Below are 23718 nucleotides of genomic sequence, written 5' to 3'. Positions count from 1 at the left end.
CGGAAATCCTCGGCAAGGCGCGCTCCGGCGATATCCGCAATTGCTTTGCCGACATCTCGAAGGCGCGCGAACTGCTCGGCTTCCAGCCGCAGTACCGGCTGGAGCATTCGCTCGGCGATTTCGTCGCATGGGTGCGCAACACGGTCGCCATCGATCGCAGCGCCGAGATGAAGCGGGAACTCGAAGCGCGAGGGCTGGTGTCATGAGACCGGATTCACCCGATTTTCGCGAAGCGCCCGTCGCCATTATCGGCGGCAGCGGCTTTATCGGCTCCAACCTCGCCGACAGTCTGTTGTCGGACGGCGAACCGGTGCTGGTCATCGACAATCTGAGCCGTCCGGGCGTCAAGCAGAACCTCGAATGGCTGACGCAAAAGCACGGCAACCGCCTCGCCGTCGAAATCGCCGATATCCGTGACGCCGAGGCGCTGATGCCGCTGGTGGCGCGTTCGAAGGCGGTTTTCCACTTTGCCGCGCAGACCGCCGTCACCACGAGCCTGGTTCGGCCGGACGAGGATTTCGACATCAACCTGCGCGGGACATTCAACGTCCTGGAAGCCGCTCGCCACGGCGGCAAGCGCATCCCCGTCGTTTTCGCCAGCACCAACAAGGTCTATGGCCGCCTCGCTGACCTCGCCATGCGCGAAGAGGATGACAAATACGCGCCTTGCGACGCGGGCATCCGGGCGCACGGCGTCGACGAGACGCGCGGCCTCGATTTCTGCACGCCCTATGGCTGCTCCAAGGGCGCGGCGGACCAATATGTCCTCGACTACGCCAAGTCATACGATCTGCCGACGGCGGTGCTGCGCATGAGCTGCATCTATGGCCCGCGCCAGTTCGGGACGGAGGATCAGGGCTGGGTCGCCCATTTCCTGCTCAGCGCCTTCTCCAACCGGCCGATCACCATCTTTGGCGACGGCAAGCAGGTGCGCGACATCCTCCACGTTGCCGATGCGGTCGCGGCTTACCGCGCCGTGCTCGACCGCATCGAGGCGGTCAAGGGCCAGGCATTCAATCTCGGCGGCGGACCGGAAAACGCCGTCAGCCTGCGCATGCTGCTGAAGGAGATTCGCGACCTAACGAAACGGGACGTTCCAATCCGTTACGACCGCGAACGCACCGGCGACCAACCGTTCTTCGTCGCCGACACACGCGCGATCGAGGCGACGCTGGACTGGAAAGCACACGTCTCATGGCGAAACGGCATCCGCGACCTCGCCGACTGGCTGCAGCGTCATCGCCTCGACCCGCATCCCGAACCGGCGAGGTACGTGGCATGAAGGTCGCTCTGGTCAATCCGTCCTGGACGTACCAGGACAGCATCTATTTCGGCTGCCGCCAGCCGCATTTGCCGCTCGAACTCGGCTATTCGAAAGCCTTGCTCGAAGCCGCCGGCCACGAGGTGCTGATGCTGGACGGGCAGATCCAGAAGCTCGACAACGCCGCGCTTGTCGATCGCGTCGCCGCCTTCGAGCCTGATATGACCGTCGTCAGCACCGCGCCGACCTACCTGTTCTGGCGCTGCGCACCTCCCGAGTTGCGGGTGCCGGCCGATTTCCTCAACCATCTTGCCGGGCGCGGCGGCCGCACCGTCGCTGTCGGGCCGCATGGCTCGGCGACGCCGGCGCCGACTTTGCGCAAGCTTGGCGTCGACATTGTCGTGCGCGGCGAATGCGAGGAAGTGGTCGCGGAACTTGCCCGGCGCGACGACTGGAGCGCAGTGCCGTCCACGGCCCGTTTCGAGGATGGAAAACTGGTCTCGAACGGCGGCGTCCATGCGAGTTCGTTCATCGATCACCCGCCGCTCGAATGGCCGTCGGACTGGATTGCCGCGCATTCGCACCACCATCACCGCTTCGACGACGACCAGGTTGGTTTCGGTGCGGAGGTCGAGGCGTCGCGCGGCTGCCCATACAATTGCAGCTTCTGCGCCAAGATCGATTTCCGCGATGCCTATCGCCGCCGGAACCACGACGCAGTGATCGCCGAGATCGACCGGCTGATCGCACAGGGCGTCGGCTACATCTACTTCATCGACGAGATCTTCCTGCCGCAAAAAGCATTGCTGGAAGCGCTGGTCGATCGCGATGTGAAGTTCGGCGTGCAGACGCGTATCGACCTTTGGAAACCGGAACTGCTGAGGCTGCTCGGCGCTGCCGGCTGCGTCTCGATCGAGGCGGGCCTCGAAAGCCTGACGGTGGAAGGCCGCGCCATGCTGGCAAAACGCTGCCGGTTGGGCACCGAGGAACTGGCCGCGTTGCTGGTCGATGCAAGGCGCCATGTACCGTTCGTGCAGGCCAATCTCATCGGCGTGGTCGAGGACGATCCCGCGCTGGTCGACTATTGGCGGAAGCACCTGATCGACAACGGCGTTTGGGCCAACGAACCGGTGCCGCTTTATCCTTATCCGAGTTCGCCGAGCTACCGCGAACTTTGGGGCGAGCCGGACGATCTCGCCTGGGAGCGCGCGCATGAACATTATCTCGCATCCTTCCGAACGTTCAGCGACATCCAGGAGAAGCGTCCGCGTCCGCTGGCCGAATTGGAGGCCACATGTTGCGGACACTGAGCCCGCCACGGCGTATCCTGATGACTGTCGATGCGGTTGGCGGCGTCTGGCGCTATGCGCTCGATCTGGCCAGGCAACTGGTCGCCGGCGGAGACAGCGTTGTGTTTGCCGGGCTTGGTCCGGAACCGTCCAGGCAGCAGGCCGAAGAGGCCCAGTCGTTCGCGGCGCTGACATGGCTCAACACGCCGCCCGACTGGATGACCCGCAACGAGCACGACCTGGACGCATTGCAGCAGGAGCTGCGCCCACTCATACGTGACTACGCTGTCGACGTCGTCCATCTCAACGCGCCGACGCAGGCCGCGGCGCTCGATGTGCTCTGTCCCATCGTGGCGGTATCGCATTCCTGCGTCGTGACATGGTTCCACGCCGTCAAGGGACAGGCGGCGGACGGCGAGTGGGCCTGGCAGAAGGACCGTAACCGGCGCGGTTTCGACAAAGCAGGCATGGTCGTTGCACCCAGCCGCAGCCATGCCGACATGATCGAAACCTGCTACGGGCCGATCACGCGGCTGAGCGTCGTCGGCAACGGCGCACGGCCCGGCCCGAAGAGCGAAAGGCGGGAATCGGTCGTTTTCGCCGCCGCGCGCTGGTGGGACGAGGGAAAGAATGCGGCGGTACTGGACCAGGCCGCCTCCCTGACGCAATGGCCGGTCTTCGTCGCCGGATCATTGCAAGGCCCGGACGGCCAGCATGTTGGCTTCAGTCACGCAGTTCCCGTCGGACCGGTGTCACATCAGGAAGTGCGCTCGCTGATGGCACGGGCCGGCATTTTCGTATCGCCGTCGCTGTACGAACCGTTCGGTCTGGCCACGCTGGAAGCCGCAATGTCGAAGACGCCCCTGGTGCTCGCCGACATCGCGACCTATCGCGAACTGTGGGACGGCGCGGCCTTGTTCTACGACGTGCGCGATCCGGGCGATCTCGCCAGATGCATCAATGGTCTTTGCAGCGACGCGCAGCGCCGGCGAGAGCTCGGCGAGGCAGCCGCCCGCCGAAGCCGCAGATTTTCATTGGCAAGACAGGCGACCGCCATGCGCGGCGTCTACGACAAGGCGGCCCTGGCCACCATGGCGGATAGTTGATCATGCGGTTTTTGTTCTACACCCATTCGATCGTTTCCGATTGGAACCACGGCAACGCACATTTCCTGCGCGGTATCATGCGTGAGCTGGTCGCGCGCGGGCACCAGGCGATCGCATTGGAGCCCGCCGACGGCTGGAGCCGGTCGAACCTGCTGGCCGAGAAAGGGTCCTTCGCGATCGAGCGATTCCGGAAGGATTTTCCCGAGTTGATGCCGGTCACCTATGACGCTGCATTCGACCACGAAGCCTGGATCTCCGATGCCGATGTGGTGATCGTGCATGAGTGGACCGAGCCGGATCTTGTCGCGCGGCTGGGCAGGGCAAAAGCAATTGGCGCCCGTTTCACGCTGCTGTTCCACGACACGCACCATCGCGCCATCTCGGCCACGCAAGCGATTTCCGCCTTGCGGCTTGAGCATTATGACGGCGTGCTCGCCTTCGGCGAGGCTCTGCGGGAAAGCTATCTTCGCGCTGGATGGGGCAAGCGGGTCTTCACCTGGCACGAGGCAGCCGATGACCACCTGTTCCAGCCACATCCTGAAATCGAGCGTAGCGCCGACCTGATCTGGATCGGCAATTGGGGCGACGACGAGCGCAGCACCGAAATCAGGGAATTCCTGGTCGACCCGGTGCATGAGCTTGGCCTGAGCGGCACTGTCCACGGCGTCCGCTATCCACGCGAGGCGCTCGCCGACCTCGCCGCCGCCGGCCTGCGCTACGAAGGCTGGATCGCCAATGCCGACGTGCCGAAGGCATTCGCGGCGAACCGCATCACGGTTCACATCCCGCGGCGTCCATATCGCGAAAGCCTGCCCGGCATCCCGACCATCCGCATGTTCGAGGCGCTCGCCTGCGGTATCCCACTCGTTTCGGCGCCGTGGTCCGATGTCGAACGTCTGTTCAGGCCGGGCACCGATTTCCTGTTTGCAAACACCGGCTTCGAGATGCGGCATCATCTTCGCGCCGTGCTGCGTGACGCGGATCTCGCCGCTTCTCTGGCGAGATCGGGCCTCGAGACGATCCGCTCGCGGCACACATGCCGGCACCGGGCGGATGAATTGTTCGGCGTGCTCGCCGAATGCGGGCACCGCCAAGCCGCCGACACGATCCTTGCAAAGGAGGCCGCCGAATGAAGATCGCATTTTACGGGTCGAGCCTGCTGTCGTCCTATTGGAACGGCGCGGCCACCTATTACCGCGGACTGCTCAAGGCCCTTGCAAGGCTCGGCTATGACATCACCTTCTACGAGCCGGACGTCTACGATCGCCAGAAGAACCGCGACATCGAGGCGCCGGACTGGTGTGCCGTCGTCGTCTACGAGGCCACCCCGCATGCGCTGATGCAGGTGGCGGCGTGGGCGGCGGAGGCAGATATCGTCGTCAAGGCAAGCGGCGTCGGTTTCGCCGACGACGCGCTGTTGCGGGCGGTGCTCGATCACGCCCGTGCCGATGCCCTCACCGTATTCTGGGATGTCGATGCGCCGGCGACGCTTGGCCAATTGCGCGACGAGCCCGACCATCCGCTGCATCGCGCGCTGCAGGAAATCGACCTGGTGCTGACCTATGGCGGCGGCGACCCGGTGGTCTGGGCCTATCGGGCAATGGGGGCCGCCGAATGCGTGCCGATCTACAATGCGCTCGATCCGGAAACGCATCATCCGGTCGACAAGGACAGGCGCTTCGCCTGCGATCTCGCCTTTCTCGGCAACCGGCTGCCGGACCGCGAGGCGCGCGTCGAGGCTTTCTTCCTCGACCCAGCCAGCCGCTCGGCCGATCAGCGCTTCCTGCTCGGCGGATCGGGCTGGGGCGACAAGCAGATGCCCGCCAATGTCCGATGGCTCGGCCATGTCGGTACGCGCGACCACAATGCATTGAACGTCACGGCCAAGGCGGTCCTCAACATTAGCCGCGACAGCATGGCGGCCAATGGCTTTTCACCTGCGACGCGCGTTTTCGAGGCGGCGGGCGCCGGCGCATGCCTCATCACCGACGCCTGGCTTGGTGTGGACCTGTTCCTGAAACCCGGCGAGGAAATCCTGGTCGCGCGCGATGGCGAGGATGTCGCCGAGATCATGCAAAGCCTTAGCGCCGAACGGGCGAAGGCGATCGGGGCATCTGCGCTTCGGCGGGTGCTTGGCGAACATACCTATACGACACGGGCCGTTTTGGCCGACGCCATTTTCAGGCGCCATTTCGAGCGTCCGACCGTGGAGGCGGCCGAATGACGAAGCCGCTCGACATCGTCTTTCTTGGCCTGTCGCTCTCCTCATCCTGGGGAAACGGCCACGCCACCACCTTTCGGGGGCTGCTTAAAGGTCTCCACGAACTCGGCCACCGCGTCACCTTTCTCGAACGCGACGTGCCGTGGTACGCAAGTCACCGGGATCTGCGCGATCCCGATTTCTGCGCGTTACGCTACTATGAAACGACCGACGATCTTCACCGAAATTTTGCGCGCTGCCTGCGCGATGCCGATATCGTGGTCGTCGGCTCCTTTGTTCCGGAAGGCCCTGAAATCATCGACGTTGTGGCATCGCTGTGCACGGGTCAGTTCTGCTTCTACGACATCGACACGCCGGTCACGCTGGCAAGGCTTTCAACCGATGATTGCGAGTATATTGCCAGGCGGCAGGTCCCGTATTTCGACGTCTACTTCTCCTTCACGGGCGGGCCGACGCTTGCCCGTCTGACGGCAGAATTCGGCGCGAGGCGGGCCGAGCCGCTCTACTGCTCCGTCGACCCGGAACGGCATCACGGAACCGGTGATCCAATCCGCTGGGATCTCGGCTATCTCGGCACCTACAGCCCCGACCGCCAGGCGACGCTGGAGGCCCTGCTGTTCGAACCGGCGCGTCGCATGCCGGAGCGCCGCTTCGTCGTGGCAGGCTCGCAATATCCGCGCGAAATCGCCTGGCCGGACAATGTCGATCGCATCGAACACCTGCCGCCGGCAGATCACGCGGCCTTTTACAGCAGCCAACGCTACACGTTGAACGTCACGCGCAGTTCCATGATCGCGGCCGGATGGTCGCCCAGCGTGCGACTCTTCGAGGCCGCCGCCTGCGGCACGGCGATCATCAGCGATAGCTGGGCCGGACTGGACAGCCTGTTTCCGGAGCGGACGATCCACACGGCGCGCAGGACCGAGGACGTAATCGGTATCCTGTCCGGGGAATCCGATGGCGCCCGGCTTGCCATGGCAAAGCAGGCGCGCGTGCTCATCCTGGCAGCTCACACAAGCATCGCAAGAGCCCGCGAATTCGTTTCGCTGCTGGCGCGGGCCAAATCGCCACGTTCTGTTCTCGATCTGGACGTCGAGAGCGCAGCATGACCCGCAGACGGGAGAAGATAGAGATGCAGCTATCAAGAAAGGCGCAACGGACCAAGACCGTGCTTGTCGCCGGCGGCGCAGGCTTCCTCGGTTCGCATCTTTGCGAGACAATGCTCCAGGCCGGCTGGCGCGTGATCTGCGTCGACAATTTCCTTACCGGCCGCATGGAGAACATAGCATCGATCGCCGATCGTCCGGATTTTCGGCTGATCAAGCAAGACATTTGCCGACCGTTGGAGCTTGGCGAACCGGTTGACGGCATCTTCAACATGGCGTGCGCGGCCTCGCCGCCGCGTTACCAGGCCGACCCGGTCCACACGACGCAGACTTGTGTCATCGGGACGCTCAATCTGCTGGATCTCGCCGCCCGCAATGGCGCCCGGTTCCTGCAGGCGTCCACCAGCGAAATTTATGGCGATCCCGAACAGCATCCGCAGAAGGAAGACTATGTCGGCCACGTGAACTGCATCGGCCCCCGCGCCTGCTATGACGAAGGCAAGCGCACCGCCGAAACCCTGTGTTTCGACTATTTGAGAATGGAAAAAGCCGATATCCGTGTCGCGCGCATCTTCAACACCTATGGTCCCAGGATGGACCCTGCGGACGGACGGATCGTTTCCAATCTGATCATGCAGGCACTCGAGAGACGGCCGCTGACGATATTCGGCGACGGGCTGCAGACCAGGTCGTTCTGCTACGTTTCCGATCTGGTCGACGGCTTGGTCCGGTTGATGGAGGTCGATCCCAATCCGCGCCAGCCGGTCAATCTGGGCAATCCGGGGGAGTTCACCATCCTGCAACTGGCGGGCCTGGTGAGGCGCATGACCAGCACCGAATCGGCCTTGAAATTCCTGCCGCTGCCGCAAGACGATCCTCGTCGTCGGCAACCCGACATTTCCCGTGCAAAGAAGCTTCTCGGCTGGTCGCCAAAAGTGCCGCTCAGGCAGGGTTTGATGCGCACGATCGGCTATTTTGCCGAGCTTGAGACGGCGCAGATGATCGACAGAAGACGTCGAATTGCCGCCACCGTGCGTTCTGCATCAGGCCGGCTGCAAAACCTGCCGGCCTGATAGCGGGGAGCGTCTGGCCGCTGCATGATCGCGCGGTCGTTGCGGATTGGTCACTTTTTCTCGTCGCGGGAACAACCCGTCCAGCTTCTGGTTCTGCCAAGGTACCGGCATGGAGACGATTGTGCATCCCAAACGATCCGCCAAAGACATCGAACAAATGGCCGCAAGAGAGACGGCTGCCTTCCTGCGGCGCGCCTCCATCACCTATCTGGAATGTTGCGTGAGCCTGATGCTGACGCATCTTCAGAGGGAGGAGGTAGCGGCCATCCTCGAAAAGGAAGCGGATATGCTTCGCCGGCTGGACTGATCCCGCTCGAGGGGCGGCAGGTCGCCTTGGCTTTCCAGGAAACGAAGCAGCGCGGCAGCGTAACGTCTTGCCGCGGCCGCCAGCCGGATCTGTTCCCGATCATCGCCAGATCGTGCAGCCATGCTCCACAAGCCAAGCTGGAAGGCGAGATAGCAGGGCTCGTAGTAGTGGACCAGATTGGCATCGACGGGACGGGAGGCTCTCGCTTCCACAGCCTTGCAAAGCGCCGCAGTCGCCGCATTGGAGAGGCTATATTCAACGCGGGCGCCGGTAATGTCCCATGCGATGTCCTGGCAGCCGATCAGATCGTGGGATCGGCAATGGTCGAGGGCGTCGGTCTTGACCAGCCTTCCACCGCGCGAAAGGATGAACTCCCACGGATGAAGCCGCCCGTCGATCTCGACCCGCTGCATGGTCTTGGGTGGAACCTGTTTCGAGAGCCAGGTTTGCAGCTCCGCCGCGCGGGTTTCGCCCAGCGCCTCACGTGTATTCTGCACGGCCATGTCGGCAAGCGCCTCCAGCGAGGCGCCCGGCTCGGACGCGGGCAGATTGGCTGCGCGCCAGGACAGATAGCGCGCGAGATGAGCGACCACCTTTTCTTTCGAATGCCTTGCCCGGTCCAGCGTCGTACCGTCGATCCAACGTTCAACGAGAAAGCCATGGCACAGCCCGGCGACGTCCGGGCCAAAGCCTGCGTCATGCAGCCTCCTGGCAGTCTCGGCCTTGTGCATTCCGATTTCACCGAGGCCGACGAATTTGACCGACCATTTTTCCCGGCCTGCAGAAGCGACGAACTTCCGCCGCTCGAAGCCGCGGTGAACGGGTGGCCAATGGTCCTGCGAGCCATAGTGCAGGCGACGCCACTCTCCGCCGGATGTTTCGGTCAGGCTGGCCGCTGTGCGGCCGATCGTCCTGGCCACCCAATCCCGCAACGTCGGGACAGCGGATCCAGCGGGGAAAGTCCGTTCGAAATCCGCGGTGTGTTTTTGGCAAACCGTCCATGCCTCACGACTGTCCGCCGATGCCTCGGGACCCGGCCCACCCAAATGGCTGGGGAACAGATGGATGCGCCCGGCATCGATGCCCAGCGCTTGCAGCCATGCGACGACGGCGTGGAACGAACTGCCTGACAGGCCCGGGCCTTCGTCGACGATGGCAAAGCGGGCCGACGGCCTCGCCCTCCAGCGACCGATCAGCTCCGGATCGGCGGCAAGCCGCCTGCGAAACGGATGGCCGGTCGGACGGAGGCTGACGGGTGCCGGCGCGCCGATGGCTGCCGCCACCATCGCTGCCAGCCCCAGGCCGATGCTGCGGATGCCGATCACGCATGTGTTCGCATCGAGACCCGACTGCCGCGCGGCGACGAAATAGCTCTCCGGATAGAGCGCGTAATGGGCAAATCCTTCAGCCGTGCCGGTCAGGATTTCGCCATCGCAATCGAGTTCGGCCAGCATTCGCGGCACTTCGGCATCGACCGGGCCGTCGATGGCGAATGCGGCCCCCCACGATCTGCCCACGTCCCGGGCCAAGCCGACCAGGAGATTTGCGCCCGCGATCCGCTGTCGGGAATTCCTGTCCATGCCGTTGGCCTCGAATTCAGCATCGGCGAGGCCCTGGACCAGTTCCGAAGCCCTGATGAACAGGCCGACCAGGGCTGCGTGGCGTTCGATCCCACTTGGCATGTCCGCAATGTGCCCGGCCGCGTCGCAGGCCGAGCCGCGAACATGTCGCGCGCTCTCAATTCGCTTGTGGTCGCCATAGACGATCATTGTCCCGTCCCGGTTGGCCTCACCCCTCGCTGCACAACTCGGCGGGCGCTACTTTGATCCACTATCGGTTGCACGATTTTTGCAGCCGGCAAGGAACAATCCGGGAGGAAGGCGGTTTGGCACGAAGAACTTACCTTCAACAGCATAGGCAGCGGTTTCGTGGGATCGAAGAAAGTTCGAATCGGTATAGTCGGCGTCGGCAACTGCGCGTCCTCCCTTGTTCAGGGCATCACCTACTACCGCGACGCAAGGAGCAATGAGCTCATACCCGGGCTGATGCATGCCGATCTTGGCGGCTATCATGTCAAGGACATCGAGGTGGCCTGCGCTTTCGATGTCGCCAAGGGCAAGGTCGGACGCGATGTGGCAGACGCGATCTACAGCGCGCCGAACAATACTTTCCGCTTTGCCAATGTGGCGCCTACCGGCGCTCGCGTCGAACGCGGACCGACGCTGGACGGCATCGGCAAATATCTGCGCGACGAGATCGAGGAGGCCGACGAGCCGGTCGCCAACGTCGGCAAGATCCTCGCCGAAAGCGGCGCCGAAATCCTGGTGTCCTATCTGCCAGTCGGTTCGGAGGAGGCAACGCACTTTTATGCCGAGTGCGCGCTCGAGGCGGGCTGCGCCTTCGTCAACTGCATACCAGTCTTCATCGCTTCGCGGCCGGAGTGGCGCCGGCGCTTCGAGCAGCACGGCCTGCCGCTGATCGGCGACGACATCAAGAGCCAGGTCGGTGCGACGATCGTCCACCGGCTGCTCGCCAACCTGTTCCGTGAGCGCGGCGTGCGCATCGATCGCACCTACCAGCTCAATTTCGGCGGCAACACCGACTTCCTCAACATGCTTGAGCGCGAGCGGCTGGAATCGAAGAAGATCTCAAAGACCCAATCCGTCACCAGCCAGATCGACGTTCCCCTGGAGCCCGGCAATATTCATGTCGGGCCAAGCGACCACGTTCCATGGCTGACCGACCGCAAGTGGGCCTATATCCGGGTCGAAGGCACGACCTTCGGCGGCGTGCCGCTGAATGCCGAGCTCAAGCTGGAAGTGTGGGATTCGCCCAACTCGGCCGGCGTCGTGATCGATGCGGTGCGTTGCGCCAAGCTGGCGCTCGACCGCGGTATCGCGGGCGCGCTGACCGGTCCCTGCAGCTATTTCATGAAATCGCCGCCCGAGCAGTTCACCGACGCGGAAGCCCGCCAGCGCACGCTCTCTTTCATCGCCGGCAAGGACGAGCCGATGCTCGATGCCGCGGAATGACGACGACGTTCTTTCTGGTGCGCCACGCCGCGCACGACAATGTCGGCTGTTACCTTGCCGGACGGATGGCTGGCGTGTGCCTTGGCGAAGCCGGCAAGGCACAGGCCTCGCATCTGGCTGAACGCATGGCACGCGAGGCGATAGCGGCAATCTTCTGCAGCCCGCGCGAACGCACGCAAGAGACGGCCAATCCGATCGCGCTCGCCTGCGATGCCGGTGAAATCGTGATCCGCGAGGAACTCGATGAGATCGACTTCGGCACCTGGTCGGGAAAGACCTTCGAGGAGCTGAACCAGGATGCCGACTGGCGAGCGTGGAACGACCAGCGTCAGCAGGCGAGAACGCCGAGCGGCGAGACCATGCTGGACGTGCAGCAACGCGTCGTCTCGCTGATCGAGCAGGTCCGCGGAACATACCAGAACCAGTGCGTCGCACTGGTCAGCCATGCCGATGTCATCAAGGCCGCCGTGTGCAAAGTGCTCGGCCTGTCGCTGGGAAACTGTTTTCGCTTCGATATCGACCCAGCGTCGATCACCACGGTTGTTTGGGGGGACTGGGGGTCGAAGCTGATCAGACTCAACGAAGCTGCCTGACGAGGAATTGCCGGATGCGCATGGTCATTTTCGGTCTTACCGTGACATCGTCGTGGGGCAACGGCCACGCCACGCTGTGGCGCGGATTGATCCGGGCGATGGCCGGGCTGGGCTGGTCCATCACCTTCTTCGAACGCAACACTCCCTACTATGCCGGGACGCGCGACCTCGACCAGTTGGATGGCGGCAGCATTGTCCTTTATCCGGACTGGCAGGACATTCAGCACGTTGCCGAGCAGGCAATGAATGTGGCCGATGTGGTCATCGTCACCTCCTATTGCCCCGATGCCGTGAGCGCGTCGCGCCTTGCCCACCAGGCCTGTCGCGGCCTGAAGGTGTTCTACGATCTGGACACGCCGGTGACGCTGGCGCGAATCGAACAAGGTGAGCCTCCGGCCTATTTCGGGCCGGAAGGGCTTCGCGATTTCGATCTCGTGCTGAGCTATACGGGAGGAACCGCGATCGACGCATTGAAGTCGATGCTGGGTGCACGCCGCGTCATGCCGCTTTACGGCCATGTCGATCCAGAGCGACACCGGCCGGCCCCGCCCAGGCCGGAGTTTGCCGGCGACCTTTCCTATCTCGGGACCTATGCGGCGGACCGCCAGGCCGGGGTCGAAAGGCTGCTGGTCAGTCCGGCTGCGCGCCTGCCGGATCGCCGTTTCATTATTGGCGGCGCACAATATCCGCAAGAATTCCCGTGGAGCGACAATATCTTCTTCGTCCGGCATCTGCCGCCGGCCGACCACCCCGCCTTCTTTTCATCTTCACGACTGACCCTGAACGTGACCCGCGAGGCGATGGCCGAACGGGGCTGGTGTCCTTCCGGCCGGCTGTTCGAAGCCGCCGCGTGCGGTGCTGCGATGGTGAGCGACACATGGCCCGGACTGGAGGCCTTTTTCCGGCCCGGTGAAGAGATCGTCGTGGCCAACAGCACCGACGACGTGGTCGCCGCGCTCGACCTGTCCGACGCCGAGCTTGACGCGATCCGCCGCCGTGCGCGCGAGCGGGTGCTGGACGAACACACCTCGGCGCGGCGGGCGAAGGAATTCGACCGCATCCTGTCCGATGCACTGCACGGCTCCACGCTTGGCGAGCCGTGGAAGGAGGCAGTTTGATGTTGGGCATCGTGCCCGCAGCCGGACGGGGAAGCCGCATCCAGCCGCTCGGCTTTTCGAAGGAGCTTCTGCCGGTCGGCAGCCGCATCGACGGCAACACCGAGCGGCCTTGCGCGGTCAGTGAATACCTGGTGCGCCGCATGGTGCGCGCAGGGGCCGATAAGATCTGCTTCGTCATCGGTTCGGGTAAGTCGGATATCCTCGAATATTATTCTGCCGGCTATGCCGACGCGGCCGCTCTGTTTGTGGTGCAGCCCTCTCCGGTCGGCCTTTGCGACGCCATCTTCCGGGCCGCACCGCTCGTCGCGGCCGACGAGACCGTTCTGGTCGGGTTGCCCGATACGATCTGGTTTCCCGAAGACGGCTTCCTGGCCCTTCCGGACGACGGCCTGTCCTTCCTGTTGTTTCCGGTGGACCAGCCGGAGTTCTTCGATGCCGTCGTTGTCGATGAGGACGACCGGGTGAAGCAAATCAAGGTCAAGCAGCCGAATGCCCAATCGAACTGGATCTGGGGTGCGTTCAAGATGCCCGGCCGCACCCTTCACCAGCTCGCCGCGCTGTGGCGGGAACGGGACCGGTGCGACGAATATATCGGCACGCTGGTCAATGCCTATCTCGCCGCCGGAGGCGAAGCCTATGGCATCAAGGCTGGCACCGCCTATGTCGACGTCGGCACCTTCAACGGCTACCGCACCGCACTTCGCCTGCTTGAAAGCGCCGCCGGTACCAAGGACGACCAAGCCGCCATTACGCTGCCCGGCCACCAGCACGTTCCTATCCTCGCAGGCGAAGGAGGCTAGCCATGCTGCATTCCGATGCCGAAATCCGCCGCCGTATCGATGCGCTCGGCCCATGGTTCCACAACATGGAACTGGCCGGCATCGAAACCGCTCCCGACCATTTCCTTGGCAACTATCCGCTGATCAAATGGCGCAAATTCGCCGACGCGATTCCCGCCGATCTTTCCGGTAAGGCGGTGCTCGACATAGGCTGCAACGCGGGCTTCTACTCGATCGAGATGAAACGCCGCGGCGCCGGCCACGTGCTTGGCATCGATTTCGATGAGGCTTACCTGGCGCAGGCGCGCTTTGCCGCCGAGGTAGCGGACTGCGACATCGAATTCCGGCAGCTCTCGGTCTACGACGTTGGCGCCCTGCATGAGCGGTTCGACATCGTGCTGTTCATGGGAGTGCTCTACCATTTGCGCCATCCCTTGCTCGCACTCGATCTGATCCGGGAGCATGTCGCCGACGACCTGATGATCTTCCAGTCGATGCAGCGCGGCAGCACCAACGTGCCGGCGCTCGAGCAGAACTATCATTTCTGGACCCACGACCTGTTCGACCGGCCGGAGTTCCCAAAGCTGCATTTCATCGAACATCGTTACGCCGACGACCCGACCAACTGGTGGATTCCCAACCGTGCCTGCACCGAAGCCATGCTGCGCAGCGCCGGCTTCGAGATCGTGCTGCAACCGGAGCAGGAGGTCTATTTCTGCCGCACCGCCGACGTACCGGCCGGCGGCGGCGCCGTCTACCCGTCGAAAGGACAGATAAATGCTTGAAGCCGCGATGATCTGGAACGAGCCCAACAATAAATCCCACTGGGATCCCGAGCTCGACCCCGACTGGAGCCGCTTCGCCACTACGGCAATCCTGGCCGCCGACGCGATCGCGTCGGAGAATCCCGCCTTGACCAAAGTCCTTGGCGGCATCTCGCCGATCGATGCCGGCTTCATGACACGGATGAAGGAATTCGGCGTGCTCGATCATGTCGACGCGGTCGCCGTGCACGGCTTTCCGCTCGACTGGAACCTCTGGCAGATCCACGAATGGCCGCAGAAGATCGGCGAGATCTCGGCTGTTACCGATCTTCCGGTATGGGTCAGCGAGGTCGGCGTATCGACCTTCGGCGCCGAGGAGGTACAGGTCTGGGGCCTGCGCCGGACCGCGGAATTGCTGATCGGCAACGCACCGCGCATCCAATGGTACAGCCTCTACGACCTGCCGCGCGAGTGGGAAGCGACGACGCGCCATCGCGAGGCGGAAGGCTCGTCTTACTATCGCCATTTCTACATGGGCCTGCTTCGCCAGGACGGCACGCCAAAGCCCGCGCTCGAGGAATTCCTGCACCACGCGCCGGCATTGGGACTGGTGCAGTGGTTCCATTTCGAAGATCGCCGGCTTGACGACGCCGTCGCCTGGATGAAACGGCTCGGCGTCACCAATCTGCGCACCGGGCTTTCCTGGGCCGACAGCTTCAGGCCCAACGCGCTTGACTGGTTCGACCGGCAGATGGAGGCTTTGGCCGACTTCGACGTGACGGTTACTTTCTGTTTCACGCCGGAACACCGCGGAATGATGCCGCACCACAGCAGTCCGCCACTGGTGCCTGAGGAATTCGCCGAGTTCTGCGCGGCAATGACGCGCCGCTATGCCGGCAGCATCGCTGTCCCTTCCGCCGGCAGGCTGCGCGCCTCTGCAGCGTGAGGAGCTTCGGCTCTCCAGCCATGACGCTCACCGTCCTCAACGTCGCCTATCCCCTCGCCCCGGTCGGGCCGGATGCGGTCGGCGGCGCCGAGCAGGTGCTGTCGATGCTCGACCAGGCGCTCGTACAGGCCGGACACCGCTCGATCGTGATCGGCTGCCAGGGCTCGAGCGCTGCGGGCACTCTCATCGAGACGCCGGCCGAGCCGGGCGTGCTCGATGAAGCGGCGAAGCGCCGGGCGCAGCGTGCTCATCGCGCCGCAATTGCTACCGCACGCGCTCGCTGGCCAATCGACGTGGTCCATTTGCATGGCATCGATTTCGATGCCTATCTGCCGGGCGACGGGCCGACATTGGTGACCTTGCATTTGCCGCTCGACTGGTATCCGGCCGACGCTCTCAATCCGGCGCGGGAGGATCTGTGGCTGCATGCGGTATCGGCGGCTCAGCAAAGGACCGCGCCACCGGGAGCCAGGCTCATCGAACCGATCCCCAACGGAGTGGACATCGATGCGCTGAGTGAGCGGCAGGCCAAGCGCGACTTTGCGCTCGTGCTCAGCCGCGTCTGCCCGGAAAAGGGCATCCATCTGGCGCTGGACGCAGCCAAGAAGGCCGGTGTGCCGCTGGTCGTTGGCGGCAAAGTCTACCCCTACGAAAGCCACACCGCGTATTTTCGCGACGAGGTCGAGCCGCGGCTGGACGACCAGCGCCGCTTCCTCGGTCCGCTCGGCTTTGTCGCCAAGCGGCGCCTGCTGAACACAGCCCGCTGCCTGGTCATCCCGAGCCTTGCCGCGGAAACCAGTTCGCTCGTCGCAATGGAGGCGCTCGCCTGCGGCACCCCCGTGGTGGCCTTCCCGAATGGCGCACTGCCGGATGTGGTCGAGCACGGCAAGACCGGGTATCTGGTCGGGGATGTCGACGAGATGGCCGAAGCCATCGCTGCCGCACCCAGCCTGGACCCCGAGGCCTGCCGGGCCGAGGCGCGGCGGCGCTTTTCACTCGACCGCATGGTTTCCTCCTACATGGACGCCTATCGGGCGCTGGCACGGCTCGGCACAAACAGCGGGCAGTTCGCGACGGCGAGGTGAGCGGGACATGCTCCGCAGTGAGATCATCGACGATCCGACGGACCTCGAAGCCCTCGAGCCGCACTGGTGGGAACTCTGGTCGCGCAGTCCCTCGGCGACACCGTTCCAGTCTCCCGCATGGTTGCTGCCATGGTGGCGGACATTCGCTCCCGGCGAGCTAGCGACGGTCGCCGTCTGGCGTGGCGACGATCTGGTCGGCCTGGCGCCACTCTATCTGGAATGCCAGGCCGCCGGGGCGCGGCTGCTTCCGCTCGGCATTTCGTTGAGCGACTATCTGGATGTCCTTTGTATTCCCGAAACCGCCGAACCGGTCGCCGTCGCCATCGCCGACACGGTTCTTTCCCTCGGCTGGTCACAGTGGATCTTGCAGGACCTGCCTCCCGGCGGCGCTGGCCTTGCCATCAGGCATGCCGCGCTCGAATCGTGCCAAGCCGTCGATCACGCCGCTTGCCCGGTGCTCGCCCTCGCCGGCGACCAGACGCTTCAAGGCTGTGTTCCGGCGCGGCGGAGGCGCCAATTGCGCCGCGCCCACAGGGCCGCGTCGAGACGCGGCCGGGTCTCCATCGAACCCGCTTTGTCCGATCCGCAGACATTCCTCGATCACCTGATCCGCCTTCACCGCGCGCGCTGGGCCGGACACGGCGACGGCGTTCTGTCCTATACCCGCGTGGAAGAATTCCACCGTCAGGCACTGCCGCAGTTGGTCGCACAAGTGCTTGCCCGATGCTGGCTTATGACCATCGGTGACGCGATCGTAGGCGCCTATTACGGGTTCCATCATCGTGGCCGCGCCTACGCTTATCTCGGTGGCTTCGATCCGGCCTATGCCGAGGAAAGTCCCGGCGCGCTGCTCATCGGCCAGGCGATAAGGCAGGCGATCTGCGAAAGCGCGGAAGAGTTCGATTTTCTGCGCGGACAAGAGGCCTACAAATACAGCTGGGGCGCCGTCGACCGGTGGACGATGCGCAAGATCTGGACGCGGAGCAAAGGGCGATGAGCGCGACCCAGCCGGGATCGCGGCGGTCGACATCGGCAAGGCGGGTGCTGGAGGACTGCATGGCAGACGGTGCCGGCGCCGAAGCCGTCATCGCCAGGCTGGCTCTCCGTTTCGAGACAGGAATCGATGCCGCAGAACTGGCGAGGATTGCGCAAAACACGCACTCGGCCGATGCGCGAAAGACGGAAAAACTACAAGGGATTGCGGACCTGCTTCAGCGCAGACCCGAGATCTTCGCCACGCTGCAAAAAACAGGTGCTGCCGTTCGGCACGAGCGTGGCGAGGGAGAGACCGACGATGCGGTCGTCAAGCGGCTGGCGGCCGGGTTTGACGCAGCGGCGGCGATCTCCCCGGCGGCGAGCGTCCAGCTGTCGTCGCTGGGAAATGAGGAAAAGCTCTCGGCCGCTACGGCTGAGATCGTTGCGTGGCTGGAGAGGCGAGGCTTTACCGGCACTGACCGCGACATACTGGATATCGGCTGTGGTATCGGTCGGTTCGAACAGGCGCTCTCCGCTCTGTCGCACCGGATCGTCGGCAGCGATATATCCCCAGCGATGATCTCGATCGCCCGCCGGCGATGCGCCGGGCTCGGCAATGTAGAATTCCGCCCTACTCGCGGTTTCGATCTTGCCGATTTTCGCGATGCCAGCTTCGACCGCGTGCTGGCCGTCGACAGCTTTCCCTATCTGGTGCTGGCCGGCCTCGCGGAGCACCATTTCGTGGAAATCGCGCGCGTGCTGAAGAGGCCGGGCATGGCCGTGCTTTTGAATTATTCATATCGCGGATCGCCGGCGCTGGATCGCGCCGATGTCCATGACTTCGCCAATGCAAATGGCATGCAAGTCCTCATCGACGGCGAAAAGCCGTTCCGGCACTGGGACGGCGATGCCTTCCTGCTTACGATTTCCGGCGGAACATTGCGGCCCAACGCTGGTTCGGATGCCGAACGGGAAAAGCCGCTATTCGACAGTATGAAGGAGGACAAGATGGCGTCCGGCAGCAAGAAGCACATCGGTCGCGGCAGTCACGGCAAAGGCGCTGGCGCTGGCGCGATGACCGATCTTCCCAAGGACAAGATCGGAGAGAACGCCGTTCTGTCCAACAGAGACAAGAAGCAGCACACCAAGGAGCGTGGGCTCGACGGCAATCGGGTCAAGTCCGAGCAGTACCAGGATCATTCAGCGGATCGGCGGCCTGAAGACTGATCGTTGCGGCAGCATGTGGCTTGCGGCCGGCGGGCAACTGAAACGCCGCGAGAGCCCAACCGCTGACGAAGCTCAAGGGACCGAAGCCGGTCGCATGGCTGGCCTGCAAATTCTTGCAAACTCGCACTGTTGCCACCAGAGTGAGGTGAAGGGACCAACATTTGCCAAGAGAACGCGATGTCTCGCTCAAGGGAAGATTCCGTCACCACGCGTGCCGATCTGACGATAGACCGGGAAATCGCTTCCTTGCTTGCGGCCATCGAACAGGAAAGGGTTCCTGACCGGCTGACCAAACTTGCGATCGAATTGCAGAACGCGCTTGTGGAAAGACGATTGCGCGAAACCAGTAATTAGCGTGACATGTATTAGCGGCGCCTTTCGGCTTCGAAGTCCAGTTGTCCTTCGGATAGATAGCTGCGCCTTTCCATCAGCGTTTGCGAGGAACTTTCGCCAAGGTATTGCAGCACGCCGGCGCGTGCGCGGTTGAGCCGGCTTTTCACGGTTCCCACCGCGCAACCGCATATTTCGGCCGTCTCCTCATAGCTGACGCCCAGCACGCCTATCAGCATCAGAACCTCGCGCTGGTGCTCGGGAAGGCTCTGGATGGCCTGGTGGACTTCCTTGCCCTGTATGGACCATTCCTGCGTCGCTTCCGAGATCGGCCGCAGGGAAGCGCAGTCGAGCAGGCCGGGCGCTTCCCTCACTGCGGCCCTGACACGCGTGTAGTAAGTGTTGCGCATGATGGTGAAGAGCCATGACTTCATACGCGTTCCAGCCTCGAACTTGTCGATGTTGGCCAGCCCCTTGGTCAGCGTCTCCTGGACCAGGTCGTCGGCATCATCGGGAGTGCGGCAGAAAGTACGCGCGAAGGCCCTTAAAGCGGGTATGAGGTGGACGATGGAAACTTCTTCGGTTTCGCGGGTCGCGAAGGCGTAGGCTGTGGGTGGCAATGGTCCAGCTCCCGTCCAGAATGAGTTCGTGAGCGCAGACCTGTTAAATGCATTGGGCGAAAGATCGTTCCGGTGGGCGAAATCACCCAACCAAGAACCGGAGCGGCTTGGCTGGGCAGCCCGGCCGGCGGCGATATTTTTGACGGAACAACCACCGGGATCGCGGAGTTCAAATCAAGGTCGTCCGACAATTCGGGGCGCCACCATTTGGCGCGTCGAAATGCGATCTCGCAGCGAGCCTTGGCCGCGACCTCAAGGACGGCCCGCCACCTCAAGAAACAGGAGGAGTCCATGACAGGAAACAAGCACGCCAAAGGCAAAACGCCGGCCGATAGCGATCTTGCCAACGATCCCGGCATCGGCAGTTCCAGGGGCACGATCAAGGAGGGCGACCGGCTCGACCAGGGCAACAACACGTTCGAAGGCGATGTCGAGAACGACACCACGCCACAAGGCGGTATCAATCCTCGCCAAAAGATGCGGACCAACAAGTGACGCCAGGACCGGCGGCGCACGATCGAACAAACCCGCTGCAACCTGTGCAGCAATCCCGCGTTAAAGAGCATGGGCCTCGTGTCCGCCCCGAGCGTTGATGCGACAGGCTCTTTCGCGGAGACACAGATGACAAAAAGATCGTTTGGCCGCCCCGTTCCAATTCTCGTCGGCCTTGGTTTCCCTCGCTATGTCGAAAACATCTGGCAGGCCTATGACGTCTTAAATGAATGGCCGAGCCGCGGTCCGGCGCACAAGGCGGCGTTCGACGCCTGTCGCGCCGGGCTAGCTGACGAGGTCGACGTCGAGACGGTGCGCGCTGCGTTCGATACTTTCGCCCGCAAGGCGGGCATTCTGGCCCACGATATCGCAGCCGAAACACCAGCACGCCCCAAAACACCTGCGAAGGCCCACGATGTTTGGCTGAAACGCCCATCGGACGGCCCTGTAGACCCTGGGGACGCCCAGCTTACTTGAAGTGGCCAGCTTGCTTGAAGTGGCCAGCTTGCTTGAACCGGCCAGCTTGCTTGAACCGGGAGGAATAAGGTGCTGAGAATAGAATTCGATACTCCTGTTTGCATCTATTTCGGCAAGCCTGGGCGATCGCGATTGGTCAGTTCCGTTTTCGAAGCAGTATATTGCCTGAAAAGCGAGAAATGGCCGGCGCGCAATGCCCCACTGGCGCTGGTGGCGGCTGATGTATTGAATCGCGCCCGGACCGGTGAAATTACGGCCGGCAAAGCGCGGCAAGCATTTGTCGATGCCGCTTGGGAAGCGAACATTCTTGTCGAAGGCGAGCCGCATGACGCGCATGCTCCGACAGCCTTCATGTCGGACAGCGGGTGAACCGGTAGGCTGCCTCCCCGCAGTTCCGTCCAAAGCTTAGTTATCCCGAATGGTTGGCGTCCTCGGCCTTTTTCTGGCGCTGCTGCCTGAGGACCTCGTCGGTTCCGACGAGCTTCTTCGATCCGCCGGGGATCGTGGTGGAGACGACGGCCGGCGGATCGCTCGCAGGGAAGGAATCTTCCAGGCCTGCCTGCAACTGGTCTTCCAGCGTTTGCGGCTCTTCAGAGCGGCCGGGGGTCCTTCGAGTATCTACGTTCTCCAGCGGCTGTGTCATGTCCGGTGAAGACTTGACTTCTCGAATCCAGCGATAGAGCTGTTCGATGGCAAATTCCTTCATCGCATCGAAATCGGCTTTGTCGTCACGCGATGCCTCGATTTGATCCACCATCGTCTTCTCGAAACGTTCAAGGCTATCGCTTCCGCAGGCCCGGCATAGACGCACCAACGCCTCTCGCAATATGAGCGGCGCAAAGTGCGCCGTCGCCTCAAGCCTGAGCTGCTGCAAACGCTCCGGGGTGGCGGCTTGGAAGTTCGACATGTTCGACCTCTCGCCTTGTGGAGCATGTCAACGAAAATTGTCGATGGATGTTCCATCGGCGGCGGCCGGTGCATCGCTCGATCCTCAGCGGTGCGCTCCACCACCGACTGCCATGCGGATACCGAGACCGACGACGAAGCAGCCTGCCACCCGCTGCTGCCAGAGCCTTACCTTCGGTCGTTTCATGATCCAGGCCCCGAGCGTGCCGGATGCGAGCGCATATGCCCCCAGCACCAGCACACCGGTCATTTTCTGAGTGCCACCGAGCAGCAGCAATTGCAGCGTGACCGATCCGCGGGCGGGATCGACGAACTGCGGAAGGAATGCCACCATAAAGGTTATCGGCCAGGGATTTATCAGATTGGCGATCATCCCTTCGCGCGCAGCCGCGAGCGGCCCAACGGCCCCAGGCTCCTCGACAGCGACGCTGTCCGACCGCAATAATACCATGCGTGATCCAAGCCAAACGAGATAGGCCGCGCCCATCCAGCGAAGCATCGCGAAGGCAAGGGGCGATGCCTGGAGCAGCGACGATATGCCGAGGGCAAGGAGCGGCAGCTGGACCATACCGGCGCCCAGGGTCATTCCGAGGACGGTGAACAAGGCAACGGCACGGCCCTGTCCGATGCCGCGCGCCATCACCAGCAGACTGTCAGGCCCTGGCGGCATCTGCATCAGGATGACCGTCCCGAGAAAGGCCGCCCACGAGGCGATATCCATGCCGCTACTTCGACCCGGTTTCGTAAGACGGCTTCGCACCACCCTTCAACCGGCCGGCATCTCGCATCATCTTGAGCGCTTCGTCCCTGGTCAGGCCGCACCTGCGGGCAAAGAAATTGATCTCATAGACCTGCTCGGCCGAGAGGCAATCTTTGTCATCGACTCTTCGTTTGTGTTTGCGTCCGCTCATACGGCGTGGTCCCGTATAACTTAGCCTTCCCCAAACTCACATCGGGCCGACCGGTTCCCGCTGCGTCGTCACTCCCGCAGATTTTCAGTCGCTGTCTGGTCGGTCGACCTTATCCTTGAGTTCGTTCAGGAATGCGAGCAGCGCGTCCTCTGGATCGTCGGCATCCTCGGTCAGCATATCGATGCCCCAGCGTCCGAGGACGGCCTCCTGGACGATGCTTGGCTGCGGCATGAAGATGAAGGATTTCGGACGGTTCTTCTCGTAGCCCGACCGCCGCCAGGTCTGCCAAAGCCGATGCAGCAGCAGACGGATGTTCATGTCGGACATGCTGTAGCCGATGAACAGGATGGTGCGCCCTAGCGCGTCGGCTCGAAATTTCACATCGAGCGGCGAATCGAACGATAGCCGTTCAAAATAATCGGTCTCCGCCAGGACCAACGATTTATCGTCGTCGAAATCGCCGTGGAATTTGATGATCTGCGTCACCTCGCCGGTGGCCTTTGGCAAGTCCTTTGCATTGGCGACTTTGACAAAGGGCCGGCCATGGATCTCGAACGCAACCTCGAGGTTGCGATCATAATTGGTGGTGTAGATGATCGGAAAATCGAGCGATACGATGAGCTTGTGGATTGCCGACCGCTGCACTTCTTCCCGCGAGACGCTCCATTCGCGATCCATCCAACTGCGCAAAGGGCCGAGGCTCCCCTGCTTCAGTCGGTAATATTCGGCAAGGGCCTGATAGCTGGCCTCCGGTGCGCCGATCATGTCCTCGTGAAGGCCGAGCTCGTTTTGCATGTGCTCGATGAGCTTTTGCCAAGACGGCAAGCCGACGCTCATCGACACGCCGGCTCCAACGAACAGGATCGCTCGTCGCTCTTTTACCGATTGAGCCAATTGCTCGACTGCAGACGCCATTCGACACAACTGCGATAGGCGCCGCTCCGTTCCAGCCGAGCCCGGACCACTGCCGGAATAGATTTACTTCCGACAACATTCGGATCGGCTGTCCCGAGCGCCCGGCCGCCGACTTTTTGGCCAACCGAATCCGACATTTATTTCGTTGCATTTGGCACTTCTGCGCCGCTCACGCGTTGGAGAGT

Annotated in this window: 26 protein-coding genes and 2 pseudogenes; 22 read left to right on the top strand and 6 right to left on the bottom strand. The window is 63.0% G+C overall.

The window, feature by feature from the left end; all coding sequences use genetic code 11:
* From E5W70_RS11100 to E5W70_RS11065, 8 genes and pseudogenes are all read left to right on the top strand, one after another.
* Window positions 1–206, top strand: a pseudogene (locus tag E5W70_RS11100) (nucleoside-diphosphate-sugar epimerase); the annotation flags it as partial.
* A complete protein-coding gene (locus E5W70_RS11095) occupies window positions 203–1282 on the top strand; it encodes an NAD-dependent epimerase/dehydratase family protein (RefSeq protein ID WP_292657637.1) in 1080 nt (359 codons plus the stop codon). The pseudogene E5W70_RS11100 and the gene E5W70_RS11095, both read left to right, overlap by 4 nt.
* Window positions 1279–2571, top strand: a complete 1293-nt coding sequence (locus E5W70_RS11090) for a TIGR04295 family B12-binding domain-containing radical SAM protein (protein WP_292657635.1) — start codon at window positions 1279–1281, stop codon at window positions 2569–2571. The genes E5W70_RS11095 and E5W70_RS11090 overlap by 4 nt, the downstream gene beginning before the upstream one ends.
* On the top strand, window positions 2556–3656 hold the full coding sequence (locus E5W70_RS11085; RefSeq protein WP_292657633.1) for a glycosyltransferase family 4 protein: 1101 nt from the start codon (window positions 2556–2558) through the stop codon (window positions 3654–3656). Before E5W70_RS11090 ends, E5W70_RS11085 begins: the two co-directional genes overlap by 16 nt.
* Before the next feature lie 2 nt (window positions 3657–3658).
* Window positions 3659–4789, top strand: coding sequence for a glycosyltransferase (locus E5W70_RS11080; protein WP_292657631.1), 1131 nt, complete (start codon window positions 3659–3661; stop codon window positions 4787–4789).
* Complete coding sequence (locus tag E5W70_RS11075; RefSeq protein ID WP_292657630.1) at window positions 4786–5880, top strand: glycosyltransferase; 1095 nt, start codon at window positions 4786–4788, stop codon at window positions 5878–5880. Before E5W70_RS11080 ends, E5W70_RS11075 begins: the two co-directional genes overlap by 4 nt.
* A complete protein-coding gene (locus tag E5W70_RS11070) occupies window positions 5877–6986 on the top strand; it encodes a glycosyltransferase (protein ID WP_292657629.1) in 1110 nt (369 codons plus the stop codon). The genes E5W70_RS11075 and E5W70_RS11070 overlap by 4 nt, the downstream gene beginning before the upstream one ends.
* A 23-nt stretch (window positions 6987–7009) precedes the next feature.
* The gene (locus E5W70_RS11065; protein WP_292657628.1) at window positions 7010–8056 is read left to right on the top strand and encodes a UDP-glucuronic acid decarboxylase family protein; all 1047 of its coding nucleotides are present in this window, start codon (window positions 7010–7012) and stop codon (window positions 8054–8056) included.
* Between the two features lie 243 nt (window positions 8057–8299).
* Here E5W70_RS11065 and E5W70_RS11060 read toward each other — a convergent pair whose 3' ends face one another.
* Window positions 8300–10132: a hypothetical protein gene (locus tag E5W70_RS11060; protein WP_292657626.1), complete on the bottom strand. Its 1833-nt coding sequence runs from the start codon at window positions 10130–10132 to the stop codon at window positions 8300–8302.
* Window positions 10133–10291: 159 nt separating this feature from the next.
* Here E5W70_RS11060 and E5W70_RS11055 point away from each other — a divergent pair, with 159 nt between their 5' ends.
* The 11 genes and pseudogenes from E5W70_RS11055 (at window position 10292) to E5W70_RS11005 (ending at window position 19236) form a co-directional block, all read left to right on the top strand.
* Window positions 10292–11395, top strand: a complete 1104-nt coding sequence (locus E5W70_RS11055; protein ID WP_292657624.1) for an inositol-3-phosphate synthase — start codon at window positions 10292–10294, stop codon at window positions 11393–11395.
* Window positions 11392–11988 carry a histidine phosphatase family protein gene (locus E5W70_RS11050; RefSeq protein ID WP_292657622.1) on the top strand — a complete coding sequence of 199 codons (597 nt, stop codon included), beginning with the start codon at window positions 11392–11394 and terminating at the stop codon, window positions 11986–11988. The genes E5W70_RS11055 and E5W70_RS11050 overlap by 4 nt, the downstream gene beginning before the upstream one ends.
* Before the next feature lie 14 nt (window positions 11989–12002).
* Window positions 12003–13106 carry a glycosyltransferase gene (locus E5W70_RS11045; RefSeq protein ID WP_292657620.1) on the top strand — a complete coding sequence of 368 codons (1104 nt, stop codon included), beginning with the start codon at window positions 12003–12005 and terminating at the stop codon, window positions 13104–13106.
* The gene (locus E5W70_RS11040) at window positions 13106–13906 is read left to right on the top strand and encodes a nucleotidyltransferase family protein (RefSeq protein WP_292657618.1); all 801 of its coding nucleotides are present in this window, start codon (window positions 13106–13108) and stop codon (window positions 13904–13906) included. Before E5W70_RS11045 ends, E5W70_RS11040 begins: the two co-directional genes overlap by 1 nt.
* A gap of 2 nt (window positions 13907–13908) precedes the next feature.
* Window positions 13909–14670 (top strand): TIGR04290 family methyltransferase, encoded by a 762-nt coding sequence (locus E5W70_RS11035; RefSeq protein ID WP_292657617.1) that lies wholly within the window; start codon window positions 13909–13911, stop codon window positions 14668–14670.
* A complete protein-coding gene (locus E5W70_RS11030; protein WP_292657615.1) occupies window positions 14663–15595 on the top strand; it encodes a beta-xylosidase in 933 nt (310 codons plus the stop codon). Before E5W70_RS11035 ends, E5W70_RS11030 begins: the two co-directional genes overlap by 8 nt.
* A gap of 20 nt (window positions 15596–15615) precedes the next feature.
* The gene (locus E5W70_RS11025) at window positions 15616–16680 is read left to right on the top strand and encodes a glycosyltransferase family 4 protein (protein WP_292657613.1); all 1065 of its coding nucleotides are present in this window, start codon (window positions 15616–15618) and stop codon (window positions 16678–16680) included.
* A gap of 7 nt (window positions 16681–16687) precedes the next feature.
* Window positions 16688–17677, top strand: coding sequence for a GNAT family N-acetyltransferase (locus tag E5W70_RS11020; protein ID WP_292657612.1), 990 nt, complete (start codon window positions 16688–16690; stop codon window positions 17675–17677).
* Window positions 17674–18441: pseudogene (locus E5W70_RS11015) on the top strand (class I SAM-dependent methyltransferase); the annotation flags it as partial. The gene E5W70_RS11020 and the pseudogene E5W70_RS11015, both read left to right, overlap by 4 nt.
* A gap of 222 nt (window positions 18442–18663) precedes the next feature.
* A complete protein-coding gene (locus tag E5W70_RS11010) occupies window positions 18664–18882 on the top strand; it encodes a hypothetical protein (protein ID WP_023676213.1) in 219 nt (72 codons plus the stop codon).
* 177 nt (window positions 18883–19059) lie between these two features.
* Window positions 19060–19236 (top strand): hypothetical protein, encoded by a 177-nt coding sequence (locus tag E5W70_RS11005; protein ID WP_292657610.1) that lies wholly within the window; start codon window positions 19060–19062, stop codon window positions 19234–19236.
* Between the two features lie 11 nt (window positions 19237–19247).
* On the opposite strand, the gene E5W70_RS11000 is transcribed toward E5W70_RS11005, so the two are convergent.
* Window positions 19248–19832 carry a sigma-70 family RNA polymerase sigma factor gene (locus E5W70_RS11000; RefSeq protein WP_292657609.1) on the bottom strand — a complete coding sequence of 195 codons (585 nt, stop codon included), beginning with the start codon at window positions 19830–19832 and terminating at the stop codon, window positions 19248–19250.
* Window positions 19833–20123: 291 nt separating this feature from the next.
* On the opposite strand from E5W70_RS11000, the gene E5W70_RS10995 reads away from it, so the two are divergent.
* The 3 genes from E5W70_RS10995 to E5W70_RS33085 all read left to right on the top strand — a co-directional run bounded on the left by E5W70_RS10995 (window position 20124) and on the right by E5W70_RS33085 (window position 21170).
* Complete coding sequence (locus E5W70_RS10995) at window positions 20124–20327, top strand: hypothetical protein (protein ID WP_292657608.1); 204 nt, start codon at window positions 20124–20126, stop codon at window positions 20325–20327.
* A gap of 126 nt (window positions 20328–20453) precedes the next feature.
* On the top strand, window positions 20454–20801 hold the full coding sequence (locus E5W70_RS10990; protein WP_292657606.1) for a DUF982 domain-containing protein: 348 nt from the start codon (window positions 20454–20456) through the stop codon (window positions 20799–20801).
* A gap of 69 nt (window positions 20802–20870) precedes the next feature.
* Window positions 20871–21170: a DUF982 domain-containing protein gene (locus tag E5W70_RS33085; protein WP_366509689.1), complete on the top strand. Its 300-nt coding sequence runs from the start codon at window positions 20871–20873 to the stop codon at window positions 21168–21170.
* Window positions 21171–21210: 40 nt separating this feature from the next.
* Here the strand turns inward: E5W70_RS33085 and E5W70_RS10985 are convergent, their stop codons facing one another.
* The 4 genes from E5W70_RS10985 to E5W70_RS10970 form a co-directional block, all read right to left on the bottom strand.
* On the bottom strand, window positions 21211–21708 hold the full coding sequence (locus E5W70_RS10985) for a hypothetical protein (RefSeq protein ID WP_292657604.1): 498 nt from the start codon (window positions 21706–21708) through the stop codon (window positions 21211–21213).
* Window positions 21709–21792: 84 nt separating this feature from the next.
* Window positions 21793–22383 (bottom strand): LysE family translocator, encoded by a 591-nt coding sequence (locus tag E5W70_RS10980; RefSeq protein WP_292657602.1) that lies wholly within the window; start codon window positions 22381–22383, stop codon window positions 21793–21795.
* Window positions 22384–22432: 49 nt separating this feature from the next.
* The gene (locus tag E5W70_RS10975; RefSeq protein ID WP_292657600.1) at window positions 22433–22618 is read right to left on the bottom strand and encodes a hypothetical protein; all 186 of its coding nucleotides are present in this window, start codon (window positions 22616–22618) and stop codon (window positions 22433–22435) included.
* Between the two features lie 84 nt (window positions 22619–22702).
* A complete protein-coding gene (locus tag E5W70_RS10970) occupies window positions 22703–23533 on the bottom strand; it encodes an SIR2 family protein (RefSeq protein ID WP_292657598.1) in 831 nt (276 codons plus the stop codon).
* Window positions 23534–23718 lie beyond the last annotated feature (185 nt).

The sequence above is a fragment of the Mesorhizobium sp. genome (genome assembly GCF_005063415.1).
GTDB lineage: Bacteria > Pseudomonadota > Alphaproteobacteria > Rhizobiales > Rhizobiaceae > Mesorhizobium.
The sequence above is the reverse complement of the archived record's forward strand: the minus strand, read 5'-3'. Positions and strand labels throughout refer to the sequence as shown.